The organism is Nonomuraea basaltis (genome assembly GCF_005893125.1).
GTDB lineage: Bacteria > Actinomycetota > Actinomycetes > Streptosporangiales > Streptosporangiaceae > Nonomuraea > Nonomuraea basaltis.
The window spans coordinates 14,027-39,483 of the sequence record NZ_VCJS01000039.1 but is presented as its reverse complement, the minus strand read 5'-3'; the positions used below and the strand labels follow the sequence as shown (position 1 = coordinate 39,483).

Genomic DNA, 25,457 nt, shown 5'->3' with positions numbered 1-25,457 from the left:
GCCGGTCAGAGGCCGGCCGCGGTGCGCAGGGTCTCGGCGCGGTCGGTGGACTCCCAGGAGAAGCCCTCGCGGCCGAAGTGCCCGTAGGCGGCGGTCTCCGAGTAGATCGGCCGCAGCAGGTCGAGGTCGCGGATGATCGCGGCCGGGCGCAGGTCGAACACCTGCAGGACAGCGGCCTGGATCTTCTCCACCGGCACCTTCTCCGTGCCGAAGCACTCCACGAACAGCCCGACCGGCTGAGCCTTGCCGATCGCGTACGCCACCTGCACCTCGCACCGGTCGGCCAGCCCCGCCGCCACGACGTTCTTGGCGACCCAGCGCATCGCGTAGGCGGCCGAGCGGTCCACCTTGGACGGGTCCTTGCCGGAGAACGCGCCGCCGCCGTGCCGGGCCATGCCGCCGTACGTGTCAATGATGATCTTGCGGCCGGTCAGGCCGGCGTCGCCCATCGGGCCGCCGATCTCGAAGCGGCCGGTCGGGTTGACCAGCAGGCGGTAGCCCTCGGTGTCGAGGTCGAGGTCGGCGAGCACGGGGTCGACCACGTGCTCCTTGATGTCCGGGGTCAGCATCTCCTTGAGGTCGATCTCGGCCGCGTGCTGGGTCGAGACGACCACGGTGTCGAGGCGGACGGGTGTGTCGCCGTCGTACTCGATCGTGACCTGGGTCTTGCCGTCGGGGCGGAGGTAGGGGACCGTGCCGCTCTTGCGCACCTGCGACAGGCGCTGGGCCAGGCGGTGGGCCAGCGTGATCGGCAGCGGCATCAGCTCGGGCGTCTCGCGGCAGGCGTAGCCGAACATGAGGCCCTGGTCGCCCGCGCCCTGCCGGTCGAGCTCGTCGACGTCGCCGCCCACCCGGTGCTCATAGGCGTCGTCGACGCCCTGGGCGATGTCGGGAGACTGGGCGCCGATGGACACCGACACACCGCACGAGGCGCCGTCGAAGCCCTTGTGGGAGGCGTCGTAGCCGATCTCCAGGATCTTCTCGCGGATGACGCCGGGGATGTCGACGTAGGTCTCGGTCGTGACCTCGCCTGCGACGTGAACCTGGCCGGTAGTGATCATCGTCTCGACGGCGACCCGGCTCTTGGGGTCGTCCTTGAGCATGGCGTCGAGAATCGCGTCACTGATCTGGTCGGCGATCTTGTCCGGGTGGCCCTCGGTGACCGACTCGGAGGTGAACAGGCGACGTGACAACTCAGTGGCTCCTCATGCAGCGGCTGCTGACGGATTAAGGCCCGGGGCGCAGGGAAACGCCAGGGCCTCGCCGAAGTCTAGCCCTACCCGGTGCCGGGTCGCGAAACAAGACACGCCCTGTCTCCCATCACAGGTCGGGCAGGGGATCGGGAGGCAGGGTCTCCGGCGCGAAGATCTCCGCGTCGGCGGCCGACACCACCGCGGCGTACTCCTCATCGAACTCGAACGCCATCGAGCCCAGCTCGATGATCGATCCAGGCAGGATGGGGCCGAGCCTGGTGTGCCGCGGGAACTCCGCGAACACCGCGACCGGCCGATCGCTCCTGAGCGTCCTGGTGGCCAGCACCGAGATGGACACGTCCGTGACGACGATCAAGAAATGGCCCGTCCCCACCGTCCCCGCGGACAAGGCGGGGAAGACGTAGTGGATCTCCCCTTGATCGGCAAGTAACGTTCTGCAACGGTCTCTGACAGCGGAACCCACCGGCATTCCATCCCCCTTTGCCCCAAGTATCCGCAGGCGTGCGGGGGTGTCGCAACAGGTGATCGGGTAATCGGTCTTACACTTTTCGCGCGTTCTGCCGCTCGTGCGTTGTACGGGGATCGCGTCCCCTGCATGGCCGTTCGCGCACCCGCACGGGCCGCTCAGGCGAGGCGCGCGGCGACCAGGTCCCAGACGGCGTCGGCGATGTCCTCCTTGGGCCCGAACGGCACCTCGACCGGCTCGCCGCCCGCGACGAGCACGGTGGCCGCGTTGTCAGGCGTGCCGAAAGCCAGGCCGTCCCCCACCTGGTTGACGACCAGCAGGTCGCAGCCCTTGCGCGCGAGCTTGGCCTGCCCGTTGGCGAGCACGTCGTGCGTCTCGGCCGCGAACCCGACGATCACCTCGGGGTACGTCCCGCGCCTCCGGCCGGCGTCGGGCGCGGTGTCCAGGGAGCCGCCGGCGCCTGAGCGGCCATCCGATCGCCGGCCGGCATGGACGCCGGTGTCCGGCCGCGGGAGCGGCGCTCCGGCGCCCCGCGCCTGGCGGCGCTCGCCCAGCTCGGCGAGGATGTCAGGGTTCTTGGCCAGGCGGATGGGCTCAGGCTCGCCATCCGTTTTCTTGATCTTCGCCTCGCTCAGCGTCACGGGCCGGAAGTCGGCCACGGCGGCGGCCATGACGACCACGTCGGCGTCGTCCGAGACGGCGAGCACCGCGTCGCGAAGCTGGGCCGCGGACTCCACCCGCACCACCGTGGCCCCGGCGGGATCGGGCAACGCCACGTTCGCGGCCACGAGGGTCACCTCGGCGCCGCGCCCGATCGCCGTGCGGGCGAGCGCGTATCCCTGCAGGCCGGACGAACGGTTGCCGATGTAGCGGACCGGGTCGATCGCCTCACGGGTGCCGCCCGCGGACACCACGATCTTGCGCCCGGCCAGGTCGCGCGGCCGGCCGCGCAGCACGCGCAGGCAGACCTGGAAGATCTCAGCAGGGTCGGGCAGGCGCCCGGGGCCGGTGTCGGCGCCGGTGAGCCGCCCCACGGCCGGGTCGATCACGACGGCGCCCCGCTCGCGCAGCGTCGCGACGTTGGCGCGGGTGGCGGGGTGCTGCCACATCTCGGTGTGCATCGCGGGCGCGAACACGACCGGGCACGTGGCGGTCAGCAGCGTGTTGGTGAGCAGGTCGCCGGCCAGCCCGTGGGCCGCCTTGGCGAGCACGTCGGCGGTCGCGGGCGCCACCACGACGAGGTCGGCCTGCTTGCCGATCCGCACGTGGGGCACCTCGTGAACGTCGTCCCACACCTCAGCCGACACGGGGTTGCCCGACAGGGCGGCCCAGGTGGGCTCGCCCACGAACTTGAGCGCCTCGCGGGTCGGGACGACCCGCACCTCGTGCCCGGACTCGGTGAACAGGCGCAGCAGCTCGCAAGCCTTGTACGCGGCGATGCCGCCGCTGACGCCCAGCACGACCTTCATCGAAGGGGTCAGACCGCGCCTTCGATGGGCTCGGCGTTGAGCAGACCGTCGGCGACCTCGCGCAGCGCGATGGACAACGGCTTCTCCTGGGCGTGCGTCTCGACCAGCGGGCCGACGTATTCCAGCAGGCCCTCTCCGAGCTGGGAGTAGTAGGCGTTGATCTGGCGGGCACGCTTGGCACCCATGATCACCAGGGAGTATTTGCTGTCGACGATGTCGAGCAGGGCGTCGATCGGCGGGTTGGTGATGCCCTCCGTGGCCGCGGTGGTGCCTGGCACGATGGTCAGACCTCTCGGTTGGTGGTTGTCGTGACCCCCTGAGGGTCAGTCATCAAGGCTATCAGCCGGTGGCACACATCTTGGACGCTCGTGTTGACCAGCGTCAGGTCGAACTCCGATTCGGCGGCCATCTCGATCCGCCCGGCCTCCAGGCGGCGCGCGATGACGTCCTCGGGCTCGGTGCCGCGGCCGCGCAGCCGCTTCTCCAGCTCCTCCCAGGTGGGCGGGGCCAGGAACACCAGCAGCGCCTCCGGCATGCTCCTGCGGACCTGCCTGGCGCCCTCGAGGTCGATCTCGAGCAGGGTGGGCACACCCTCGGCGAGCTTCTTCAGCACGGGCTCGCGCGGTGTGCCATAGCGGTTGCCCGCGAACTCCGCCCACTCGAGCAGCTCCCCGGCCTCCACCAGCCGGTCGAACTCCTCGCCGTCGGCGAAGAAGTAGTGGACCCCGTGCACCTCGCCGGGCCGGGGCCTCCTGGTGGTCACCGAGACCGACAGCCACACCTCGGGGTGTGCCCGCCGGAGCTCGGCGACGACCGTGGACTTGCCGACGCCCGACGGCCCTGAAAGGACCGTCAGCCGCCGCTCGCTCATGGGCAGGAATCCGACCTCCGCCCCCGATCCGAGCGCCTCGTGGGCACTGACATCGCCGGACCAGGACCTCTCGGTCACTTTCCTACCCCCCGTTGAACCTGCGCTTTCGTGTGGAACAGAGATTAGCTCTCGTTGCCACCGAACTCGCGCTCGAGGGAGGCCCTCTGGTTCGCGCCGAGGCCCCGCACGCGGCGGGACTCGGCGATGGCAAGCCGCTCCATGAGCTGCTTGGCGCGGACCTTGCCCACGCCAGGGAGCGATTCCAACAAAGCCGACACCTTCATCTTGCCGATGACGTCGTCGGTCTGCCCATCCTTGAGCACCTCAGCCAGAGAAACCGCGCCATGCTTGAGCCGGTTCTTGACCTCGGCACGCTCTTTACGGGCCTTTGCAGCCTTCTCCAGGGCTGCGGCGCGCTGCTCAGGGGTCAGGGGAGGAAGAGCCACGCCGGGTCACCTCGAATTTCTGTCGATGTACTCGGACGGGAAGGGAAACTAGCTGGTCATCGCCCCCTAAGCAACGTCAAGAGCGGTTTCTCTGGTCACAAAATCCACTTCATCGCTCTGCGTAATCGTAAAATCACACACTGCTGATCAAATCGCCCTCACTTCCCGGTTCTCGCGTCGGCACGCGACGATGTCGCGAAACGCAACGATGATCACATTCCAGTCACCACCCAATGACCGAAACCAGCCCCGCACCTGGCCCGAAACCCGAACGAGCAAGGCGCGCGAAGCCGCGAGAACATGCGTTATGATCTTGCACGGGGCCCAGGTATGATCTTGTGCGCGGGCCGCGACGACCGCATGATCCAACCCGATCCGGCCACCCGGACGCGCCCACGCGACGGGGCACCGATTCGCCCACGGCGTCGGTCAAGCGTGCGCTCGTCACGGCGAGCACCACGTGACCCTTCACGACCGGCCATGACGGGACGGCCACCGAGACGCATGGCCACGGCGACGCAGGCGCGCCGGGAGATGCGGCTGAAGACCTCGGCGCCGCTACGACGCGCGGCGGAGGGAAGCGGCGATGGCGGCCGCCGCCGCGCCGGGGTCCGGGGAGCCGGTGATGGGCCGGCCGATGACCAGCAGGTCGGCGCCGTCCGCCAGCGCCTGCTCCGGCGTGGCCACCCGCACCTGGTCCTGTGTGGCGGCCCCCGTCGGCCGCACGCCGGGCGTGATGAGCGTGATGCCCTCCCCCACCTCCGCCCGCACCGCCGACACCTCGTTCGGCGAGCACACCAGCGCCGTGGCGCCCGCAGCCACGGACAGGGCGGCCAGGCGGCGCACCGCGTCGTCGGCGGGTCCGGCGAGCCCGATGCGGTCCAGATCGGCCTCCGTGAGCGAGGTCAGGATGGTCACCGCCGCGATCTTGGTGTGCGGCGCCGACTCCACGGCGGCCCGGATCATGGCGTGCCCGCCGGCCGCGTGCACCGTGAGGATCGCGGGCCGCAGGCGGGCGACGGCTCTGGCGGCGCCGGCGACGGTGTTCGGGATGTCGTGCAGCTTGAGGTCGAGGAACACCTGCACGCCGCTGGCACCCCGCACGGAGGCGATCACGTCGGGACCGTAGCGGAGGTAGAGCTCCAGGCCCACCTTGACGGTGCTGACGTGGGGGGTCACCAGGGCCGCCCACCGGGCGGCGGTCTCCAGGTCAGGAGCGTCGAGAGCGACGGCGATGGGTGCGGGAGTCAAGTCGTGCTCTCCTCGGTTGTCGAGAGTCAAGTGGCGCTCTCCTCGGAATCGACCAGCAGGTGCCGCGGGGCGCTCCCCGGCGGGCGGTGGGCCAGGCCGACGGCGTCGGCGAGCCGCTGGAAGCCACGGGCCCTCAGGAGGTCCTCGAGCTCGCGTTCGATGCGCAGGCAGGCGTACGGGTCGTGGAACAGCGCGGTGCCCACACCGACCACACAGGCGCCCGCCAGGACCAGCTGGAAGGCGTCCTGGCCGGTCATCACCCCGCCCATGCCGATCAGCGGCACCCCGGGCAGGGCGGCGTGGACCTGCCAGACGCACCGTACGGCGAGCGGCAGGATGGCGGGCCCCGACAGCCCGCCGGTCACGGCGGCGAGCGAGGGCCGGAGCGCCTCGGTGTCGATGGCCATGCCCAGCGGATTGTTGATCATGGACAGCGCGTCGGCGCCCGCGTCCACGCAGGCCCGCGCGACGGCCACGATGTCGGCCACGTCGGGCGCGAGCTTGGCCACGACCGGCACGTCGTAGCGCATGATGGACCGCACGGAGGCGATCACCTCCGCGGCCGCGCTGCCCTCGCGGGCGAAGACCCGGCCGCGGTCCTCCATGTTCGGGCAGGAGAGGTTGACCTCCAGCGCGGTCACCCCGGGCGCGTCGGCGAGCCTGCGGGCCAGCTCCGAGTATTCGGCGACGGTCCCCCCGCCGATGGAGACGATGGTCTTGATGCCCCTCTGGGCCAGCCAGGGCAGCTCGCGCTCCAGGAACGCGTCGATGCCCGGTCCCTGCAGTCCCACGGCGTTGAGCAGGCCCGAGGGCGTCTCGGCCATGCGCGGCGTGGGGCGGCCGGCGCGCGGCGCCATGGTGATGGAGCGGGTGGTGAGGGCACCGAGCCGGTGCAGGTCGAAGAACTGGGCCAGCTCCCGCCCGGAGGAGGCGCATCCGGCGGCCGTGGTGATCGGGTTCGCCAGCTCCACGTGCGCCAGAAAAGTCCGCATATCAACCGACATGTCGTGCACCGCCTCCAGGGGCGCCCAGCGCGTCGAACGGGATCGTCCCCACATCCTCGAAGCGCACCCGCTCCCCTCGGAACACCGGCCCCTCGGCGCATGCCCGGACCATCCTGGTGGCCCCGTCGTCCCCGATGACCGGGATCACGCACGTCATGCACACGCCGATGCCGCAGACCATCTGCTCCTCGACCGCCACCTGCACCGGGATGTCGAACTCCATCGCCACCGCCGTCACCGCCCGCAGGGTCTCCATGGGCGCGCAGGCGTAGACGACGTCGGCCCGCGTGTCGGCGATCACCGAGGGCAGCGCGTCGGTGACCTTGCCGCGCAGGCCGAGCGAGCCGTCCTCGGTGGTCAGCGTGGTGGTCTGGGCGATCCTGCGGGCCCGCATCGCGCCGAAGACGCGCTCGGCCCCGGCTCCGCCCAGCACGAAGTCGACCCGGCAGCCCCGCGCCAGCAGCGCGTCGGCCAGCGGGAACAGCACGGCGGAGCCGTAGTCGGAGCCGACCAGCACGCAGTGCGCGGGGTCGCGCGGCAGCGGAAAGGGCCGGCCGAGCGGCCCGACCAGGTCGAGCGTGTCGCGGGCGCGCCGCTCGGCCAGCCAGGCCGTGCCGCGGCCGCCGGTGGTGAAGACCAGCTCGACCGTGCCGCCGTAGTCGGCCTTGACGTCGTGGACGGAGAACGCCCGGCGCGTCACCATCGACGTGTGGGCCCCTCCGACGGCCACGGAGACGAAGTGACCGGGGCGGAAGCGCTCGGCTATGCCGGGCGCCACCACCGTCAGCGCATGGTAGGCGTCGACCCGGCGCGTCGTCAGCACCGTGCCCGTCACCTGCACCGGTGTGCCGGCCAGGGGTCTTCACCTCCCGTGCGGGTCAGCCCCGGAGTGCCCGTGCGTGCTCCTGGAGAGACCGTACGCCCACGTCGCCGCGCACGATGGCCTGGATGCCCGCGGCCGCCGCGGCGAGTCCCGCCACCGTGGTGATGCACGGGATGCCGCGCAGCACGGCGGCGGTGCGGATGTCGTAGCCGTCGAGCCGCGGCCCCGACTGTCCCGGGCTGCCGAAGGGCGTGTTGACGATCAGGTCGACCTCTCCGTCGAGAATGGCCTGCACGCTCGTGCGCTCACCTCCGGGACCGGGCCCCTCGCTGTGCTTTCGCACGATCTTGGCATGGACGCCGTTGCGGCGCAGCACCTCTGCGGTGCCCTCGGTGGCGAGGATCTCGAAACCGAGGTCCGCCAGCGCCTTCACCGGGAAGATCATCGCACGCTTGTCCCGGTTGGCCACGGACACGAACGCGCGTCCCTTGGTCGGCAGCTCGCCGTAGGCGCCGGCCTGCGACTTGGCGTACGCGATGCCGAAGAACTCGTCGATGCCCATGACCTCGCCCGTGGAGCGCATCTCGGGCCCCAGCACGATGTCCACGCCGCGGAACCGGTTGAACGGCAGCACGGCCTCCTTCACCGCGATGGAGGCGTCGAGAGGCAGCGTGCCGCCGTCGCCGGTGGCCGGCAGCATGCCCTCCTCGCGCAGCGAGGCGATCGTGGCGCCGAGCATCACCCGGGCCGCCGCCTTGGCCAGCGGCGTCGCCGTGGCCTTGGACACGAACGGCACGGTACGGGAGGCACGCGGGTTGGCCTCCAGGACGTACAGGACGCCGGCCGACATCGCGTACTGGACGTTCAGCAGCCCGCGCACCCCCACTCCCCTGGCGATGGCCTCGGTGGCGGCGCGGATGCGCTTGATGTCGTGGCTGCCGAGCGTGATGGGCGGCAGCGCGCACGCCGAGTCACCGGAGTGGATCCCGGCCTCCTCGATGTGCTCCATGACGCCGCCGAGGAAGAGCTCCTCGCCGTCGTAGAGGGCGTCCACGTCGATCTCGATGGCCTCGTCGAGGAACTTGTCCACCAGCACCGGGTGGCCGCCCTCCTGGGCCGCCATGTACCTGGTGAGCGTCTCGTCGTCGTACACGATGGCCATGCCGGCCCCGCCGAGCACGTACGAGGGCCGGACGAGCACCGGGTAGCCGATCTCCGCGGCGATCTCCAGCGCCTCGGCCACGGTCAGCGCGGTGCCGTGCTTGGGCGCGGGCAGGGCCGCCTCGGCCAGCACCCGCCCGAACGCGCCGCGCTCCTCGGCCAGGTGGATGGACTCCGGCGAGGTGCCGACCACGGGCACGCCCGCGTCCTTCAGCGCCTGCGCCAGACCCAGCGGCGTCTGGCCGCCGAGCTGCACGATCACGCCCGCGACGGGGCCGGTCTGCTGCTCGGCGTGCACGACCTCCAGCACGTCCTCCAGCGTGAGCGGCTCGAAGTAGAGCCGGTCGGAGGTGTCGTAGTCGGTGGAGACGGTCTCCGGGTTGCAGTTGACCATGACGGTCTCGAACCCGGCCCTGGACAGCTCGAACGAGGCGTGCACGCACGCGTAGTCGAACTCGATGCCCTGCCCGATGCGGTTGGGCCCGGAGCCGAGGATGATGACCTTCTCCCGCTCGCCGTAGGGGACCTCGGTCTCCTCGTCGTAGGTGGAGTAGAGGTACGGCGTCTTCGCGGCGAACTCGGCGGCGCACGTGTCCACCGTGTTGTAGACCGGCCGCAGCCCGAGCGCGTGCCGCAGGTCGCGCACCCGCGCCTCGTCGATGCCGCGGATCTCGCCGATCTGCGCATCGCTGAACCCGTGGTGCTTGGCCCGCTGGAGCACCTCGGCGGTCAGCTCTGGCGCGCCGGCGACCGCCAGCGCCTCCTCGTCGAGCAGGAGGAGCTGGTCGATGAACCACGGGTCGACGCTGGTGGCCTCGAAGAGCTCCTCCGGAGTGGCACCCGCCCTGATGGCCTGCTGCATCGTGCGCAGCCGCCCGTCGTGCGGGATGCGGCACGCGTCGAGCAGCTCGTCCTTCGGCCGGGGGTCTCCGGCCCAGGTGAAGGAGGAGTCCTTCTTCTCCATCGACCGCAGCGCCTTCTGCAGCGCCTCGGGGAAGGAGCGGCCGATGGCCATGGCCTCGCCCACGGACTTCATGTGCGTGGTGAGCGTCTGGTCGGCGCCCCGGAACTTCTCGAACGCGAACCGCGGCACCTTGACCACGATGTAGTCGAGCGTCGGCTCGAAGGAGGCCGGGGTCTCCTTGGTGATGTCGTTGGGGATCTCGTCGAGCGTGTAGCCGATGGCGAGCTTGGCCGCGATCTTCGCGATCGGGAACCCGGTGGCCTTGGAGGCCAGCGCGGACGACCTGGACACGCGCGGGTTCATCTCGATGACGATCATGCGCCCGGTGCTCGGGTCGACCGCGAACTGGATGTTGCAGCCGCCGGTGTCGACGCCGACCTCGCGGATGACCGCGATGGCGACGTCGCGCATGTTCTGGTATTCGCGGTCGGTCAGGGTCAGCGCGGGCGCGACGGTGACGCTGTCGCCGGTGTGCACGCCCATCGGGTCGATGTTCTCGATGGAGCACACGATGACCACGTTGTCGTGCTTGTCGCGCATGACCTCGAGCTCGTACTCCTTCCAGCCGAGGATCGACTCCTCCAGGAGCACCTCGGTGGTCGGCGAGGCGTCGAGCCCCGAGCCGCCGATGCGCCGCAGGTCTTCCTCGGTGTACGCGAACCCGGAGCCGGCGCCGCCCATCGTGAACGACGGCCGGACCACGAGCGGGTAGCCCAGCTCGCCCGCGGCGGCCAGGCACTCGTCCATCGAGTGGCAGATGACCGACTTCGCCGACTCGGCGTTGAGCCCGTGCTCGCGGGCGACCTTGGCGACGATCCCTTTGAACAGCTCGCGGTTCTCGCCCGCCTGGATGGCGTCGAAGTCGGCGCCGATCAGCTCGACCTGGTACTTCTCCAGCACGCCGGACTCGTGCAGCGCCACCGCCGTGTTGAGGGCGGTCTGGCCGCCCAGGGTCGGCAGCAGCGCGTCGGGCCGCTCCTTGGCGATGATCTTCTCGACGAACTCGGGGGTGATCGGCTCGACGTACGTGGCGTCGGCGAACTCGGGGTCCGTCATGATCGTCGCCGGATTGCTGTTGACCAGGACGACGCGGAACCCCTCGTCCCGCAGCACCCGGCACGCCTGGGTGCCCGAGTAGTCGAACTCACACGCCTGGCCGATCACGATCGGCCCCGAGCCGATCACCAGGACTGACCTGATGTCTTCACGCTTGGGCACGGCTCATGACCTCACAGAACTCGTCGAACGCGGGTTGATCGGGCGCTGCGCGGCGTCGTGCCGCACGGCCGCCATCACCGAACAGAACTCGTCGAAGAGGTAGGCGGCGTCGTGCGGCCCGGCAGCGGCTTCCGGATGGTATTGGACGCTGAAAGCCCGCCCGTCGAGCAGGCGCAGGCCCTCCACGCAGCGGTCGTTGAGGTTGACGTGGCTGACCTCGGCCGGCCCGTAGGGCGTCTCGAACGGCCCGTCGAGCGGCGCCTCGACCGCGAACCCGTGGTTGTGCGCCGAGATCTCCACCTTGCCGGTGCGCACGTCCTGGACCGGCTGGTTGACCCCCCGGTGCCCGTAGCGCAGCTTGTACGTGGAAAGGCCCAGGGCCCGGCCGAAGATCTGGTTGCCGAAGCAGATGCCGAAGAACGGCACCCTGGCCTCCAGGACCTTCTGGAGGGCGGAGACGTCCACGGTGGCCGGGTCGCCGGGCCCGTTGGACAGGAACACCCCGTCGGGCTCGACCGCCATGATCTGCTCGAACGTGGCGTCCGCCGGCAGCACGTGCACCTCGCAGCCGCGTTCGGCCATCCGGTGCGGCGTCATGCCCTTGATGCCCAGGTCCACGGCCGCGACGGTGAAACGCTTCTCCCCGATGGCCGGGACGACGTACGGCTCGGCCGTGGCCACCTCGGCGGCCAGGTCGGCGCCCTCCATGCGGGGCGACTGACGTACCCGCTCGACGAGCTCCTCCACCGGCTCGGCCGGCGCGGTGAAGATGCCGGCGCGCATGGCGCCGCGCTCGCGCAGGTGGCGGGTGAGCGCGCGGGTGCCGGGCATGGCGATGCCGACGACGCCTTGCTCCTTGAGATAGTCGTCCAGCGAGCGGTTGGCCCGCCAGTTGGAGACGACCCTGGACGGCTCGCGCACGACGTAGCCGGCCACCCAGACGCGCCCCGACTCGGGGTCCTCGTCGTTGACGCCGGTGTTGCCGATGTGCGGCGCCGTCATGGCGACGATCTGCCGGTGGTAGGAGGGATCCGTGAGGGTCTCCTGGTAGCCGGTCATGCCGGTGTTGAAGACCATTTCGCCGAACGTCTCGCCTTCGGCGCCGTAGGCGGATCCGTGGAAGACGCGGCCGTCTTCCAGGACGAGCACCGCCCCTCGGGGGGCTCCGCCCCCCGGGTACCCCCCGAAAGACGAGGAGCCGCTACGCGGCACGCTCTTGACGACGTCAGCAGAGCTGTCGTTCAAACCAGCTTCCCTTCGAGTACGGTCGGCCTGCCGCGCAGGAACGTGGCCACCACCCTGCCGGGCAGCGTCATTCCCTCGTAGGGGGTGTTCCTGCTCTTCGACGCGAAGGCGGAGGGGTCCACCTCGGTGCGCACGGACGGGTCGTACAGCGTGATGTTGGCCGGAGCACCCGGCTCCAGCGGCTGCCCCTGCCCGGCCAGGCGGCCGATACGCGCGGGCACGACGGACATGCGCTGGGCGACGCCCGCCCAGTCCAGCAGCCCGGTCTCGACCATGGCCTCCTGGACCACGTTGAGCGCGGTCTCCAGGCCGACCATGCCCATGGCCGCGGCCGACCACTCGGTCTCCTTGTCCTCGACCGGGTGGGGCGCGTGGTCGGTGGCGACGATGTCGATCGTGCCGTCGGCCAGCGCGGCGCGCAGTGCCTCGACGTCGGCGCGGGTGCGCAGCGGCGGGTTGACCTTGTAGATCGGGTTGTACGCGCCCACCGGCGAATCCTCGACCAGGTCGTCGGTGAGGAGCAGGTGGTGCGGGGTGACCTCGGCGGTGACGTTCCAGCCCTTGGACTTGGCCCAGCGGATGATCTCGACCGAGCCGGCCGTGGAGACGTGACAGACGTGCAGCCTGGAGCCGACGTGGGCGGCCAGCAGGCAGTCGCGGGCGATGATCGCCTCCTCGGCGACCGCCGGCCAGCCGGTCAGCCCGAGCCTGCCGGAGACGACGCCCTCGTTCATCATGGCGCCCTCGGTCAGCCGGGGCTCCTGGGCGTGCTGGGCGATGACGCCGTCGAACGCCTTGACGTACTCCAGGGCGCGGCGCATCAGCACCGCGTCGTCCACGCACCTGCCGTCGTCGGAGAAGACGCGCACGCGGGCGGCCGAGTCGGCCATCGCGCCCAGCTCGGCGAGCTGCCTGCCCTCCAGGCCGACGGTGACGGCGCCGACCGGGTGGACGTCGCAGTGCCCGAACTCGCGACCGAGCCGCCACACCTGCTCCACCACACCGGCGGTGTCGGCGACGGGTGAGGTGTTGGCCATGGCGTGCACGGCGGTGTAGCCGCCGCGCGCGGCGGACTGCGTACCGGTCTGCACGGTCTCGGCGTCCTCGCGGCCGGGCTCGCGCAGGTGTGTGTGCAGGTCGACCAGCCCGGGCAGCGCGACAGCGCCCCCGCCATCGACCACGAGCTCATCCCCGGCCGCGGTCGCCTCGGGGCCGGCGGGAGTGATCGCGATGATCACCCCGTCCGAGATCCGGAGGTCGACGAGCTCCCCGCCGAGAATCCTGACGTTACTGACGATCATCATGCCTCCTTCGCCGGCACAATGATCAGGATGCTGTGCCCATTGGTTCGTTCGCTCCGCTCACTCACGTGATCTCTCCCCCGAGCAGCAGGTACAGGACGGCCATGCGGGTGGTCACACCGTTGGCGACCTGCTCCACGATCGTGGACCGCGCCGAGTCGGCCACCTCGGCGGCGATCTCCATACCCCGGTTCATCGGCCCGGGATGCATCACGATCGCCTCGTCGGGCATCTTCGCGAACCGGTCGCGGTCGAGCCCGTACCGCCGCGAGTATTCGCGCTCGCTCGGGAAGTACGCGGCGTTCATCCGCTCCTTCTGCACCCGCAGCATCATCACCACGTCGGACTTGGGCAGCACCGCGTCGAGATCGTAGGAGACCTCGCACGGCCAGCTGCCCACGGAGACCGGCAGCAGGGTGGGCGGCGCGACCAGCGTGACCTCGGCGCCGAGCGTGCCGAGCAGCAGCACGTTGGAGCGGGCGACGCGGCTGTGCAGCACGTCGCCGACGATCGTGACCTTGCGCCCTTCGAGGCTGCCCAGGCGGCGGCGCATGGAGAACGCGTCGAGCAGCGCCTGCGTGGGGTGCTCGTGGGTGCCGTCGCCGGCGTTGACGACGCTGCCGCGCACCCAGTTGGCCAGGCGGTGCGGCGCGCCGGAGGCGCTGTGGCGGATGACGACCGCGTCAGCGCCCATGGCCTCCAGGGTGAGCGCGGTGTCCTTGAGCGACTCGCCCTTGGACACGCTCGACCCCTTGGCCGAGAAGTTGATCACGTCGGCGGACAACCGCTTGGCCGCCGCCTCGAACGAGATGCGCGTCCGCGTGGAGTCCTCGAAGAACAGGTTGACCACGGTGCGGCCGCGCAGCGTCGGCAGCTTCTTGATGGAACGTTCCGAGACCCTCGCCAGTTCCTCGGCGGTGTCGAGGATGAGCAGCGCGTCGTCCTTGGAGAGGTCGCCCGCGGAGATCAGATGCCGGTTCACCTGGCGTCCTCCTTCATGAGAAGCACGGCGTCGCGCCCGTCGATCTCCTGCACGTAGACCTTGACCTTCTCGCTCTTGGCCGTGGGGAGGTTCTTGCCGACGTAGTCGGCGCGGATGGGCAGCTCGCGGTGGCCGCGGTCGACCAGCGTGGCGAGCTGGACGGCAGTGGGGCGGCCGAGATCGTTGAGCGCGTCGAGCGCGGCCCGCACGGTGCGCCCGGAGTAGAGGACGTCGTCGACGAGGACGACCACCTTGCCATCGATGCCGTCGGGCGGCAGCTCGGTGCGGCCGAGCGGCCGGGCCGGCCTGAGCCGCAGGTCGTCGCGGTACATCGTGATGTCGATCGAGCCGACGGGGATCTTGACGCCTTCGAACTGCTCGATCCGGTCACCGAGCCGCCGGGCGAGGGTCGCGCCGCGGGTCGGGATGCCGAGGAGGACGACGTCGCCGGCGCCCTTGGTGCGCTCGAGGATCTCGTGCGCGATCCGGGTCAGCGCGCGGTGGACGTCGGGGGCCTCTAGGACCGCCCTGGAGTCGGACATGGCGAAACTCACCACCTTTCCCGCCTCACGGGACGGGTCTTAAAGGGTGTTGGTCGGGACACACAGTACCAGGGGCTACCTGGTACAACGTGAGTGCCCTCCCGGGCCGCCCCCGGCATGCCGTTCCGCTCCGCGCCGGGCACGTCACGCAGGGTCGCCCGCGAACAGGTGTGACATGGGGCCTTGCCGGGGGGATATGGCAAGGATGACATTCCACGTCGATTCCGAGGTCGGGCTGCTGCGCCAGGTCCTCCTGCACAAGCCCGACCTCGCGCTGAAGCGGCTGACCCCGGCCAACAAGGACGAGTTCCTGTTCGACGACGTGCTGTGGGTCCAGCGCGCGATGGAGGAGCACGAGGAGTTCCAGCAGGTGCTGCGCGACCGGGGCATCACGATCCACCTGCTGGACGTGCTGCTCAGGGAGACGGTCGACATCCCGGAGGCGCGCAAGCACATCCTCGACGCGGTCATAGACGAGCGCTGGCTCGGCCCGGTGGCGATCGACGACATCCGCAACACGCTCGACGGCATGGACGCGGCGACGCTGCAGGTCTACCTGACCGGCGGGATCACCAAGCGGGAGCTGGTCGAGCTCGGCTGCGACCCGAAGTCTGTGACCTTCCACACCCTGGGGGACGACGACTTCATCCTGCCGCCGCTGCCCAACCACCTGTTCACCCGCGACACCTCCTGCTGGGTGTACGACGGCGTGTCGATCAACGCGATGAAGAAGAAGGCCCGCATGCGCGAGACGGTCAACATGGAGGCCGTCTACATGTATCACCCGACGTTCGCGGGCGGGTTCAACCGGCCGGAGCACGGCGGCTACCACTGCTGGATGCCGGGCCAGCCGGTGGCGCCGGCGACCATGGAGGGCGGCGACGTGCTCGTCATCGGGCGCGGCTCGGTGCTGGTCGGGATGAGCGAGCGCACCCAGCCGCAGGCGGTCGAGATGCTCGCGCAGCGGCTGTTCCGGACCGGCTCCGCGCGCAGGATCGTGGCGCTCGACATGCCGAAGGCGCGGGCGTTCATGCATCTCGACACCGTGATGACGATGCTGGACGTGGGCGTGTTCTCCAAGTACGCGGGCCTGGGCATGCTGCCCGCGTACACCATCGAGCCCGGCCGCACCCAGAAGGAGCTCAAGGTCACCGACCATCCGCCGCAGGACATGCACCGGGCCATCGCGCACGCCCTGGACCTGGCCGACATCACGGTGCTCACGCCCACGCAGGACGTGCGCGCGGCCGCGCGGGAGCAGTGGGACGACGGGTGCAACGGGCTGGCGCTGGAGCCCGGCGTGGTCGTCGCGTACGAGCGCAACACGACCACGAACAACTTCCTGCGCGACAACGGCATCGAAGTGATCACCATCAGAGGCAGCGAGCTCGGCAGAGGCCGCGGCGGGCCGCGCTGCATGAGCTGCCCCCTGGAACGGGACGGGATCTGAGGATGCGGGTCATCGTCGCGCTGGGCGGGAACGCGGTGCTCAAACGCGGCCAGCAGCCGGACGCCGACGTGCAGATCGCCAACGTCCGCACGGCCGTCAAGACGCTCGCCCGGCTGGCGCGCGAGCACGAGCTGGTCATCACCCACGGGAACGGCCCCCAGGTGGGCCTGCTGGCGCTGGAGAGCGCCGCCGACCCGAACCTGACCAGGCCGTACCCGTTCGACACGCTCGGCGCGCAGACGCAGGGCATGATCGGCTACTGGATGCAGCAGGCGCTGCAGAACGCGCTGCCCGGCCGGCAGGTCCTCGCCATGGTCACGCAGACGCTGGTGACGGCCGTGGACCCGGCCTTCGAGAACCCGGCCAAGTTCGTCGGCCAGGTCTACGAGCGGGAGGAGGCGGAGAAGCTGGCCGCCGACTACGGCTGGACGGTCAACCAGGACGGCAGGTACTGGCGGCGCGTCGTGCCCTCCCCCGCCCCGCGGCGCATCGTGGAGACCCGCCTGATCCGCAGGCTGGTCGGCGAGGGCGTGGTCGTGGTCTGCGCGGGCGGCGGCGGCATCCCCGTGGTCCGCGACGAGCGCGGCCGGCTGACCGGCGTCGAGGCGGTGGTGGACAAGGACCTGACCGCGGCGATCCTGGCAGAGGCGCTGGAGTGCGACGCCTACCTGAGCCTGACGGACGTGCCGCGCGTGATGCGGGACTTCGGCACGCCGCGGCAGAGCGAGATCGGCCACACCACGCCGCACGAGCTGCGGGCCCTGGACTTCCCCGCCGGGTCGATGGGGCCGAAGGTGGAGGCGGCCTGCCGGTTCGTGGAGACGACCGGCGACATGGCCGCCATCGGGAAGCTGGACGAGGCCGAGCGCATACTCGACGGCTCGGCGGGAACGATCGTGACGCCCAACGGCAGGTGGCCGCTGACGAGCACGCTCTAGGGGTGTCGGATGACACTGGCCCGACGGCTCTTCCGTACCAAGCCCACCCAGCGGATCGTGGCGGAGGGCGGCCACGGCGTTGGCGGCGAGCTGCGGCGGACGATGTCGCTGTGGCAGCTCACGCTGTTCAGCGTGGGCGCCACGCTCGGCACCGGCATCTTCGTGATCCTCGGGCAGGCGGTGCCGAAGGCGGGTCCCGCGGTGGTGCTGGCGTTCGTGCTGGCCGCGATCACCGCGCTGTTCTCGGCCCTGTCGTACGCCGAGCTGGCCGGGACGATCCCGGTGTCCGGGTCTTCCTACTCCTACGCGTACGCGACGATGGGCGAGCTCGTGGCGTGGGTCTGCGGCTGGTGCCTGATGCTGGAGTACGCCGTGTCCGTGGCCGCGGTGGCCGTGGGCTGGGGCGAATACCTCAACGCGTTCCTGCGGTCACTGTTCGGCTTCACGCTGCCGGCGGCGATCACCCGCTCACCCGGCCAGGACGGCGGGGTGGTCAACGTCGCGGCGATCGTCATCGTGCTGCTGGCCACCTGGCTGCTGCTGTACGGGGCGTCGGAGAGCGCCACCGCCAACGCCGTGTTCGTGCTGATCAAGGTCGCGGTGCTGCTCTTCTTCTGCGTGGTGGCGTTCACGGCCTTCCGGACCGGGAACATGGCGCCTTTCGCCCCCATGGGGGTGGCGGGGATCACGGCGGCGGCCTCGCAGGTGTTCTTCTCCTACATCGGCTTCGACGCCGCCTCCACCGCCGGTGAGGAGGCCAGGAATCCCAGGCGCGACCTGCCGCGGGCGATCATCCTGTCGCTGGCCATCGTGACCGGCATCTACGTGCTCGTGGCCGTGGCCGCCGTCGGCGCGATGCCGTGGACGGAGTTCGGCCCGCGGAGCACCGAGGCGAGCCTGTCGTACATCGCGGACCTGGCCATGGGCGCCACCTGGCCCGGGCTGATCGTGTCGTTCGGCGCGGTCATCGCCATCGCCAGCGTCGTCCTCACCGTCATCTTCGGGCAGACGCGCATCCTGTTCGCGATGTCCCGCGACGGGCTGGTCCCCCGCGTCTTCCAGCGGGTCAACCCGCGCCGCCAGGTGCCGGTCGCCAACACGCTCATCGTCGCCGCGTTCATCTCGGTGCTGGCCGGGCTGGTGCCGCTGGGGCAGCTCGCCGAGGCGACCAGCATCGGCACGCTGTTCGCCTTCGCCATCGTCAACATCGGCGTGCTCGTCCTGCGTTACCGCAGCCCCCGCCTGCCGCGCAGCTTCCGCGTGCCGCTCTTCCCCGCCACGCCGGTGCTGGGCGCGATCTTCTGCGTCATCGTGATGGCGGGGCTGGCCGGGGTCACCTGGCTGGCGTTCGGGCTGTGGATGCTCGTGGGCCTGATCTGCTACTTCCTGTACGGCTACGGCCATTCGCGGCTGAATGCCGAGGTGACCTAGATGAAGCTCCACAACGTGCTGGCCGGCTGCATCCCGGAGCCCCGGGGCAGGGACGGGCTGGCGCTGGCCGTACTGCTCAAGGAACAGGCGCACGGGCATCTGACGGTGGCGTACGTGCAACCGCCCGCCTGGTCCCCGCCCGGGCCCGCGAAGGCCGAGGAGACCGCGTGGCGCGCATACCTGATGGAGCAGGCCGACGCGACGCTCTGGCGGGCGCGCGAACTGGCGGGCAAGGACGCCGACTACGTGATCCACACCAGCAGCGGCAGCGGGCGCGGGCTGGTGGCGCTGGCGCGCAGGCGCGGCGCGGACGTCGTGGTGATCGGCTCCGCCCCGCACGGGGGCAAAGGCCGCATCACCGTCGGCAGCACCGCCGACCAGCTCCTGCACTCCTCCTCCGTCCCCGTCCTGCTCGCCCCGCGCGGCTACGGCGACGAGCCGCCGGCCGCCTTCGACCGTCTCACCGTCGCCTACCACCGCGGCCCCGGTTGCGACGCGGCCGTCAAGGACGCGGCCATGGCCGCCGTGGCGCTCGACGTCCCGCTGCGGCTGGTCACGCTGGTGGTCAGCAGCGGCAGGCCCGCCAAGGTCGAGGAGGACATGCTCGCCCGCCTGCGCGAGCACGCCGCGGGGGACCTGCGCGTGGCGGCGCGGGAGCAGGCGCGCCGGGTGCGTGTGGAGGCCGAGGTGCTGGAGGGCCGCAACATCGCCCAGGCGCTCGGCGCGACCTCGTGGCTCCCTGGCGAGATGATCATATGCGCTTCGAGTGACACCGGGCCGCTCAGGCGGGTGTTCCTCGGAGACACCTCCCTCAAGATCATAAGAGCCTCGACCTGCCCTGTCATGATTCTCTCCCGCCGGCTCTGACAAGGCCGCCCCTGTCGGCAAACTGTGACGAATTAGCGTTACCACCGGGACATGAGAGGCGTTTGTGGCGTTCCCTACCGGACCGGATTCGGCATCTTTTTTCCAATCAGCTTGACCTTAGGCGTCCACCCCTTTACCGTCACTGTGCGTAACCACACCTCGTGGCGTTCTGGGGTAAACCCAGGGCCATGGCTACCGATGGTGCCGAGCCAGGCACCAGACCCCCGGTGGCCCGGGCATTCGCCGCGAGGGAGCACAATCTACTGAGAGCGATAACACGAGAGCCGGGGGGCCACACGATGCCGTCTGAGTACGCAAAGTCGCTGGGTGCACGACTCCGCGCCATCCGCACCCAGCAGGGCCTGTCCCTGCATGGAGTCGAAGAGAAGTCGCGTGGCAGGTGGAAAGCCGTGGTCGTGGGTTCCTACGAACGTGGCGACCGAGCGGTCACGGTGCAGAAGCTTGCCGAGCTTGCCGACTTCTACGGGGTGCCCGTCTCCGAGCTACTGCCGGGCGGCGCCGCGCCCAGCCCGCTCGGCCCGACGCCCAAGCTTGTGATCGACCTGGAGAGGCTGGCGACGCTGCCGAAGGAGAAGGCGGGGGCCCTGGCCCGATACGCCGCCACGATCCAGAGCCAGCGTGGCGACTACAACGGCAAGGTCCTGTCGATCCGCCAGGAGGACCTGCGTTCCCTGGCCGTGATCTACGACAAGTCGCCGAGCGAGCTGACCGAGGAGCTCATCAGCTGGGGCGTCCTCGACGCGGAGGCCCGCCGGGCCGTCGAGGCGTTCTGACCCCTGCCGTTTGACCGCAAGGAGCCCGCCCCGCGCCGGCGGGCTCCTTCGCGCCGTTTCTGGAGTGCTCAGGCGGCTTGGCCGTCACATGCCTGCGGGATCGGCCGGCGTCGGCCGGTCCGGCATCATCGCCGGTGCCGGCCCGCCCCGCGTCGTCGCCGGGGTCGGCCGGGTCATGTCGGCCGGGGTCGGCCGTGCCGTGCAGTCAGCCGGCGAGTGGGACGTCGATCGGCAGTTGGGGCTGGACGGGGACGCCCAGGAGGTCTTCCACCGTGGAGACGAAGGTCTCCGCCTCGGCCAGGATCTCGTCGGCGTCGGCCGCGCTGACCCTGTTGACCATGCCCGCCTCCGCGGCGGCGCGCTTGGCGGCGCTCGCCGAGAAGTAGGCGGCCCACTCGGCCAGGTGCGGCTCGGCCTCCGGCAACAGCTCCCACGCGCTGCGCAGCCTGCGCCTGCGGCCCTCCGTGGGACGGGGACGGGCGGCCAGGATCGCCGCTGCCGCTCGAAGGGCAGCCAGGTGGGCTGCCACATATCGGGATGCCGCGGTGCGAGCAGTGCTCGCCTCCGTCAGGCAGGAACGTGAATCGGTCAAGTGTGCCCGAACCGCAGGCGACAGCCGGGGCCCGGGTGTGTCTCTAGGCCTTGGTGCCATCTTGCGCGCCTCCTTGGAGTCGTGGGCGGCGGCCGGCGTCTCCGCCGGTGGAGCCAACACTTGCAGACGCCACCGACATTTCCGCCAGGCTGGCCGGACGAGGAGCTTCCCCTCTCCCCGTCCGGCCAGGACACGCCCACTCGTCTCCGCCGACGACGAGGACGCGCCCTTCGCCCGTGGAGCCTGGCCGCGGGCCTCGCTTGGGGAAGCGAACAGCCCGCGACCAGGTCCTGGTGACGTTGAGCCGCGAGCCTCACCGCCACTAGATCGAACATAATTTCGATCACGCTCGGTGTCAACTGGTTCCACGAACACAGGTTCGATGACCATGAAGTGAAATGACCGGCACGCCACCCGAAGCATCCTGTTCGGGTCCCCATGCTCTCCCATCCCGGTCCCGCTCCGCCCCCGGCGTGAGGAAGCCGTCGCCGCAGGGTCGGGTTGCGGCGACGGCGGTTGCTTTCAGGGGGGTCGGGGCGCCCGTGCCGGGCGGCAGGCAGGCGTCAGGAGGCGGAGATGGCGCCCGACGGGCACAAGGTGACGGCGCGGCGGACGGCGTCCTCCAGCTCCTCCGGCACCGGGCTCTTCAGAACCACCACCGTGCCCTCGTCCTCGCTCTGATCGAACACCTCCGGCACCGTCAGCGCGCACATGCCCGCTCCGATGCACACCGTCGTATCTGCCTTGATTTCCATGGTGACCTACCAAATGACAGGGAGGCTGTGCACTCCATAGATGCTCATGTCCGAGCGCATCGGCACCTCCTCGGGTGTTACGGCCAAGCGTAGGCCAGGGAAGCGCCGCAGCAGCGCAGGGTAGGCGATGCGCATCTCGGCGCGGGCGAGCTGCTGCCCCAGGCACTGGTGAATGCCGTGGCCGAACGTGACGTGCCCGCTCGCGGACCTGCTGACGTCGAGGGTCTCACCGTCGGGGAAGCGCGAGGGGTCGCGGTTGACGGCGGGCAGGTGGACGCCGACCACCTCACCGGCCTTGATGAGGTTGCCCTCGATCTCGACGTCCTCCAGGGCGACCCGGAACGGGCCGAGGTGGATGATCGTGAGGTACCGCAGCAGCTCCTCGACACCGTTGTCCACCACCGACGGGTCGTCCCGCATGGCGGCGAGCTGGTCGGGGTTCGTGAGCAGCGCGTACGTCCCCAGCCCCAGCATGTTGGCCGTCGTCTCGTGGCCCGCGATCAGCAGCAGGAACCCGACCCCGGTGAGCTCCTCGTCGTTGAGCTCCCCGCTCTCGATGAGCCCGCCGAGCAGGTCGTCGCCCGGCTCCTTGCGCTTGCGCTGGATCAGCCCGTGCAGGTACGCCATGGTGCTGCCCAGCGCCGCCAGCGCGTCCTCGGCCTTGGTCTCGAGGTTGACCAGCACCTTGGCGTCCTCGTGGAACCGCGCCCGGTCCTCATAAGGGACCCCGAGCAGCTCGCAGATCACCAGCGACGGGATCGGCAGTGCGAACGCCTGCACCAGGTCCACGGGCCCGCCTGCGGCCTCCATGTCGTCCAGGCAGGCTTTGGTGATCTCCTCGATCCTGGGCTCGAGCAGCTTCATCCTTCGTACGGTGAACTGCCCGGTGAGCAGCTTGCGGAAGCGCGTGTGCTCCGGAGGGTCGGTGCGCAGGAAGAACCCCGGCGGCACCCGGAAGTCCGACCTCCTGATTTCCATCCTGGCGGGGATCGGCGGGTGCATGTTCTCCGGCCGGTTGCTGAAGCGCGGGTCCGCCAGCACCGCGCGGGCCGCCGCGTAGCCGGTGACGAGCCAGCCGAGGTGGCCGTCGGCGTACGTCATGCGGTGCATCGTTCCCTGTTGTCGCAGCTCCGTGATCTTGTCGGGCGGGTCGAGCGGACGCTGCCGGGCGATGGGGAAGGTCAGATCGGACATGCCATGACTCCTTTCCGGATTCGTTCCTCCAGAAAACCTCAACCACTGCAAAACTTCAATGGATGAAAAATGAAGCGACGTACAGTACAGTTCCGCCATGGCGGGACTGCGGGAGCGCAAGAAACTGCGCACACGCCGGGCACTGATCGAGGCGGCGCTCCGGCTGTTCGAGGAGAAGGGCTACGACGAGACCACGCTCGCGGAGATCGCCGCAGAGGCCGAGGTGTCGACCCGGACCTTCTTCAGCTATTTCGCCAGCAAGGAGGACGTGGTCTTCTACGACGGGCAGGATCGGCTCGAGCGGGCGGTGTCGCTGCTGGCCACCAGGGGACCCGGCGAGTCGCCTACCGAGCTGCTGCTCAGGGTCGTCAACGAGAGCCTCACCTGGGCGATCGAGGACCAGGGCCTCACCTTCGAGGACGCGACGCTGCGCACGAGGCTCGTGCTCACCCAGCCGGCGTTGCAGGCTCGGGCGCTGCACCTGCTGTTCGACAGCCAGCTCAGGCTGGCGAAGGCGCTGCGGGAGGCGTTCCCCGACCGGCTGGACACGGTGGAGGCCGCAGCCGCGGTGGGTTCGGTGTTCGGCTCGGTCAAGCTCGCCGTGATAGCGAACCAGGGCAACGACCGGTCGCTCGACCAGATGTGGGACACCGCTCGCCGCGCGGCCGAGCTGGCGCTGGCCGGCCTGCGGTCCCTCGACGAGAAGGCCGGTTTTCGAGTACGTGCCGACCCGCCCGGGATGGCAAGCTGAATCCTCGAGCCCGGAGCCGAGAGGAGTACGGATGGCGTGGTCATCGGCGTGCTCCTGCGGCGGCGCGGCCGCGGACGCGCGTTCCTGCTGGTCCTGTCGGGCTTCCTGATCGTGCCGTACGCGCTGGGATTCCTGGTCGCGTTCGTCAATCCCGTGAGCGGCCTCGCGGGCCTCTACGATGCCGCCGACTTCGTGGCCGGCATTCCCTCCTGGCAGCCGGCCACGGCCTTCCTCCTGCCGGCCGCAGGGCTGGCGCAGGGCATCGGACTGGCGCCGGCGTCCGGCAAGGGCGAGCGGGCGGCGGCACGCGATGAGGAGAGCACGCCCACCGTGCCGTGAGGTCAGCCCTGGAGGCCGGACTTCACCGCCGCCGCGATCAGGTCCCGCACCGGCCGCGGCGCCTCCAGGAACGCGGGCAGGTCGCCGTGCCGGGCTTCCAGCAGGCCGGCTTTGATGTTGGAGAACGTCGAGACCGTGTGCCCCGCCTGGTACGGCTCCAGCCCGGCCAGCAGCGGCCGCACCTCCCCCAGCGGCACCGTCCGGTACTCGACGGGCCGGCCGAGTACCTCGGCCAGCACCTCGGCGAGGTCGTGCCCGCCGACCGCGCTCACCCCCTCCAGCTCGTACGTCCTGCCCGCGTGCCGCCGGGGCGCCCCCGCCGCCAGATCCGACCAGGTCTCGGCGGCCACCCGCACGGCCACGGCGGCCAGGTCGTCGCGCGCCACCACCGACATCCGCCCCTCGCCGAACGGCGCCGCGAACACCCCGCTCTCCGCCGCGAACGCGGCACCGGCGAGCGCCAGCCCGGCCGGAATCTCGGCGTACAGGCCGTTGCGCAGGACGGTGACGTCGAACGGCGCCTCGGCCAGCCGCGCCTCCGTCCACCGGTGCGCGAGCGCGATGGTGAGCCGCTCGCCGGACCCGGCCAGGCTGGTGTAGATCACGTGCTGGACGCCCGCGGCGCCGGCCGCGCGCACCACGGCGCCGTGGCGGGCCAGGACGACGTCGTCCTCGGCGTACCCGGCCGACACGAACACCAGCACGTCCACGCCCGCGAAAGCCGCCTCCAGCGTCTCCGGCCGGTCGAAGTCGGCCGGCCGCGCCGCCGTGCCGTCGCCCGAACTGCTGGCGCCGGCCACCTCCAGCCCCGGCACGCCTCGCAGCCCGTCGAGGATCGCGCCGCCCAACGCCCCGGACACGCCCGTAACGAGAATCATCAGACACCCCTAATGTGTGAGTCGCAGGTGAAACAGCTGAACGGCCCCAGCATGGGCGCGCTCCGGCGCCCCCCGTAAGGAGGCACTCTTATGTCAGTCACGCACACGGACGTAACCCCCCAGGTCAGCGGCCCGTGCGGGGACGATGACTGCGGGATCCGCGACGTGCTCGACCGGATCGGCGACAAGTGGACGGTGCTGGTGATGGTGGAGCTGGCCAAGGGGGTGCGGCGGTTCAGGGAGCTGCACCGGGCGATTCCCGGCATCTCCCAGCGGATGCTGACGCTGACGACGCGGCGGCTGTGCCGGGACGGGCTGGCCGAACGCACGGCGTACCCGACGATCCCGCCGCAGGTCGAATACCGGCTCACGCCGATGGGGCGCAGCCTCGCCGAGGCCGTCGAGCACCTGGCCGGCTGGTCCCGGGAGCACAAGGACGCCATCGAGGACGCCCGCGAGAGCTGGGACGCCGTCCACCCGGACGACGTGTAAGAGGCCTATGTCAGGCGGG

General features: G+C 70.6%; 26 protein-coding genes. 8 read left to right on the top strand and 18 right to left on the bottom strand.

What is annotated here, in order from left to right:
- Window positions 1-5: 5 nt before the first annotated feature.
- From metK to pyrR, 14 genes are all read right to left on the bottom strand, one after another.
- Window positions 6-1,193: a methionine adenosyltransferase gene (gene metK, locus EJK15_RS20155; protein ID WP_138712002.1), complete on the bottom strand. Its 1,188-nt coding sequence runs from the start codon at window positions 1,191-1,193 to the stop codon at window positions 6-8.
- A 127-nt stretch (window positions 1,194-1,320) separates the two neighbouring features.
- Window positions 1,321-1,569, bottom strand: a complete 249-nt coding sequence (locus tag EJK15_RS20150) for a hypothetical protein (protein WP_240777076.1) — start codon at window positions 1,567-1,569, stop codon at window positions 1,321-1,323.
- A gap of 269 nt (window positions 1,570-1,838) precedes the next feature.
- Complete coding sequence (gene coaBC, locus EJK15_RS20145; protein WP_138712000.1) at window positions 1,839-3,149, bottom strand: bifunctional phosphopantothenoylcysteine decarboxylase/phosphopantothenate--cysteine ligase CoaBC; 1,311 nt, start codon at window positions 3,147-3,149, stop codon at window positions 1,839-1,841.
- Window positions 3,150-3,157: 8 nt separating this feature from the next.
- Entirely contained in the window at window positions 3,158-3,427 is a 270-nt protein-coding gene (rpoZ, locus tag EJK15_RS20140; RefSeq protein WP_138711999.1) for a DNA-directed RNA polymerase subunit omega, read from the bottom strand.
- Between the two features lie 5 nt (window positions 3,428-3,432).
- Window positions 3,433-4,020 (bottom strand): guanylate kinase, encoded by a 588-nt coding sequence (gmk, locus tag EJK15_RS20135; RefSeq protein ID WP_138712039.1) that lies wholly within the window; start codon window positions 4,018-4,020, stop codon window positions 3,433-3,435.
- A 122-nt stretch (window positions 4,021-4,142) separates the two neighbouring features.
- On the bottom strand, window positions 4,143-4,466 hold the full coding sequence (gene mihF, locus EJK15_RS20130; RefSeq protein ID WP_020541698.1) for an integration host factor, actinobacterial type: 324 nt from the start codon (window positions 4,464-4,466) through the stop codon (window positions 4,143-4,145).
- A gap of 558 nt (window positions 4,467-5,024) precedes the next feature.
- The gene (gene pyrF, locus EJK15_RS20125) at window positions 5,025-5,717 is read right to left on the bottom strand and encodes an orotidine-5'-phosphate decarboxylase (RefSeq protein ID WP_138711998.1); all 693 of its coding nucleotides are present in this window, start codon (window positions 5,715-5,717) and stop codon (window positions 5,025-5,027) included.
- A gap of 26 nt (window positions 5,718-5,743) precedes the next feature.
- Window positions 5,744-6,721 carry a dihydroorotate dehydrogenase gene (locus tag EJK15_RS20120; protein ID WP_138711997.1) on the bottom strand — a complete coding sequence of 326 codons (978 nt, stop codon included), beginning with the start codon at window positions 6,719-6,721 and terminating at the stop codon, window positions 5,744-5,746.
- The gene (locus EJK15_RS20115; RefSeq protein WP_171074422.1) at window positions 6,711-7,562 is read right to left on the bottom strand and encodes a dihydroorotate dehydrogenase electron transfer subunit; all 852 of its coding nucleotides are present in this window, start codon (window positions 7,560-7,562) and stop codon (window positions 6,711-6,713) included. Before EJK15_RS20115 ends, EJK15_RS20120 begins: the two co-directional genes overlap by 11 nt.
- 37 nt (window positions 7,563-7,599) lie before the next feature.
- Window positions 7,600-10,887, bottom strand: coding sequence for a carbamoyl-phosphate synthase large subunit (gene carB, locus EJK15_RS20110; RefSeq protein WP_138711995.1), 3,288 nt, complete (start codon window positions 10,885-10,887; stop codon window positions 7,600-7,602).
- Window positions 10,888-10,890: 3 nt separating this feature from the next.
- Complete coding sequence (gene carA / locus EJK15_RS20105) at window positions 10,891-12,099, bottom strand: glutamine-hydrolyzing carbamoyl-phosphate synthase small subunit (RefSeq protein WP_138712038.1); 1,209 nt, start codon at window positions 12,097-12,099, stop codon at window positions 10,891-10,893.
- A 29-nt stretch (window positions 12,100-12,128) separates the two neighbouring features.
- The gene (locus EJK15_RS20100; RefSeq protein WP_138711994.1) at window positions 12,129-13,436 is read right to left on the bottom strand and encodes a dihydroorotase; all 1,308 of its coding nucleotides are present in this window, start codon (window positions 13,434-13,436) and stop codon (window positions 12,129-12,131) included.
- 61 nt (window positions 13,437-13,497) lie between these two features.
- Window positions 13,498-14,415 (bottom strand): aspartate carbamoyltransferase catalytic subunit, encoded by a 918-nt coding sequence (locus EJK15_RS20095; protein WP_138711993.1) that lies wholly within the window; start codon window positions 14,413-14,415, stop codon window positions 13,498-13,500.
- Window positions 14,412-14,957, bottom strand: coding sequence for a bifunctional pyr operon transcriptional regulator/uracil phosphoribosyltransferase PyrR (gene pyrR / locus EJK15_RS20090; RefSeq protein WP_138711992.1), 546 nt, complete (start codon window positions 14,955-14,957; stop codon window positions 14,412-14,414). Before pyrR ends, EJK15_RS20095 begins: the two co-directional genes overlap by 4 nt.
- 205 nt (window positions 14,958-15,162) lie before the next feature.
- Between pyrR and EJK15_RS20085 the strand changes: the two genes are divergently transcribed.
- From EJK15_RS20085 to bldD, 5 genes are all read left to right on the top strand, one after another.
- Window positions 15,163-16,407: an arginine deiminase gene (locus EJK15_RS20085; protein ID WP_138711991.1), complete on the top strand. Its 1,245-nt coding sequence runs from the start codon at window positions 15,163-15,165 to the stop codon at window positions 16,405-16,407.
- Window positions 16,408-16,409: 2 nt separating this feature from the next.
- Complete coding sequence (gene arcC / locus EJK15_RS20080; RefSeq protein ID WP_138711990.1) at window positions 16,410-17,345, top strand: carbamate kinase; 936 nt, start codon at window positions 16,410-16,412, stop codon at window positions 17,343-17,345.
- Between the two features lie 9 nt (window positions 17,346-17,354).
- Window positions 17,355-18,776: an amino acid permease gene (locus EJK15_RS20075; RefSeq protein WP_138711989.1), complete on the top strand. Its 1,422-nt coding sequence runs from the start codon at window positions 17,355-17,357 to the stop codon at window positions 18,774-18,776.
- A complete protein-coding gene (locus EJK15_RS20070) occupies window positions 18,777-19,643 on the top strand; it encodes a universal stress protein (RefSeq protein WP_138711988.1) in 867 nt (288 codons plus the stop codon). It abuts the gene before it with no gap.
- 299 nt (window positions 19,644-19,942) lie between these two features.
- On the top strand, window positions 19,943-20,437 hold the full coding sequence (bldD, locus tag EJK15_RS20065; RefSeq protein ID WP_138711987.1) for a transcriptional regulator BldD: 495 nt from the start codon (window positions 19,943-19,945) through the stop codon (window positions 20,435-20,437).
- A 205-nt stretch (window positions 20,438-20,642) separates the two neighbouring features.
- On the opposite strand, the gene EJK15_RS20060 is transcribed toward bldD, so the two are convergent.
- The 3 genes from EJK15_RS20060 to EJK15_RS20050 form a co-directional block, all read right to left on the bottom strand.
- Entirely contained in the window at window positions 20,643-21,089 is a 447-nt protein-coding gene (locus EJK15_RS20060) for an SAV_6107 family HEPN domain-containing protein (RefSeq protein ID WP_138712037.1), read from the bottom strand.
- Window positions 21,090-21,592: 503 nt separating this feature from the next.
- Window positions 21,593-21,784: a ferredoxin gene (locus EJK15_RS20055; protein ID WP_138711986.1), complete on the bottom strand. Its 192-nt coding sequence runs from the start codon at window positions 21,782-21,784 to the stop codon at window positions 21,593-21,595.
- 6 nt (window positions 21,785-21,790) lie between these two features.
- On the bottom strand, window positions 21,791-22,978 hold the full coding sequence (locus EJK15_RS20050) for a cytochrome P450 (RefSeq protein ID WP_138711985.1): 1,188 nt from the start codon (window positions 22,976-22,978) through the stop codon (window positions 21,791-21,793).
- Window positions 22,979-23,075: 97 nt separating this feature from the next.
- On the opposite strand from EJK15_RS20050, the gene EJK15_RS20045 reads away from it, so the two are divergent.
- Window positions 23,076-23,729, top strand: coding sequence for a TetR/AcrR family transcriptional regulator (locus EJK15_RS20045; protein WP_138711984.1), 654 nt, complete (start codon window positions 23,076-23,078; stop codon window positions 23,727-23,729).
- Between the two features lie 36 nt (window positions 23,730-23,765).
- Entirely contained in the window at window positions 23,766-24,068 is a 303-nt protein-coding gene (locus EJK15_RS20040; protein ID WP_138711983.1) for a hypothetical protein, read from the top strand.
- A gap of 2 nt (window positions 24,069-24,070) precedes the next feature.
- Here the strand turns inward: EJK15_RS20040 and EJK15_RS20035 are convergent, their stop codons facing one another.
- Window positions 24,071-24,946, bottom strand: a complete 876-nt coding sequence (locus EJK15_RS20035; protein ID WP_138711982.1) for an NAD(P)H-binding protein — start codon at window positions 24,944-24,946, stop codon at window positions 24,071-24,073.
- A gap of 90 nt (window positions 24,947-25,036) precedes the next feature.
- On the opposite strand from EJK15_RS20035, the gene EJK15_RS20030 reads away from it, so the two are divergent.
- Entirely contained in the window at window positions 25,037-25,438 is a 402-nt protein-coding gene (locus EJK15_RS20030) for a winged helix-turn-helix transcriptional regulator (protein ID WP_138711981.1), read from the top strand.
- Window positions 25,439-25,457 lie beyond the last annotated feature (19 nt).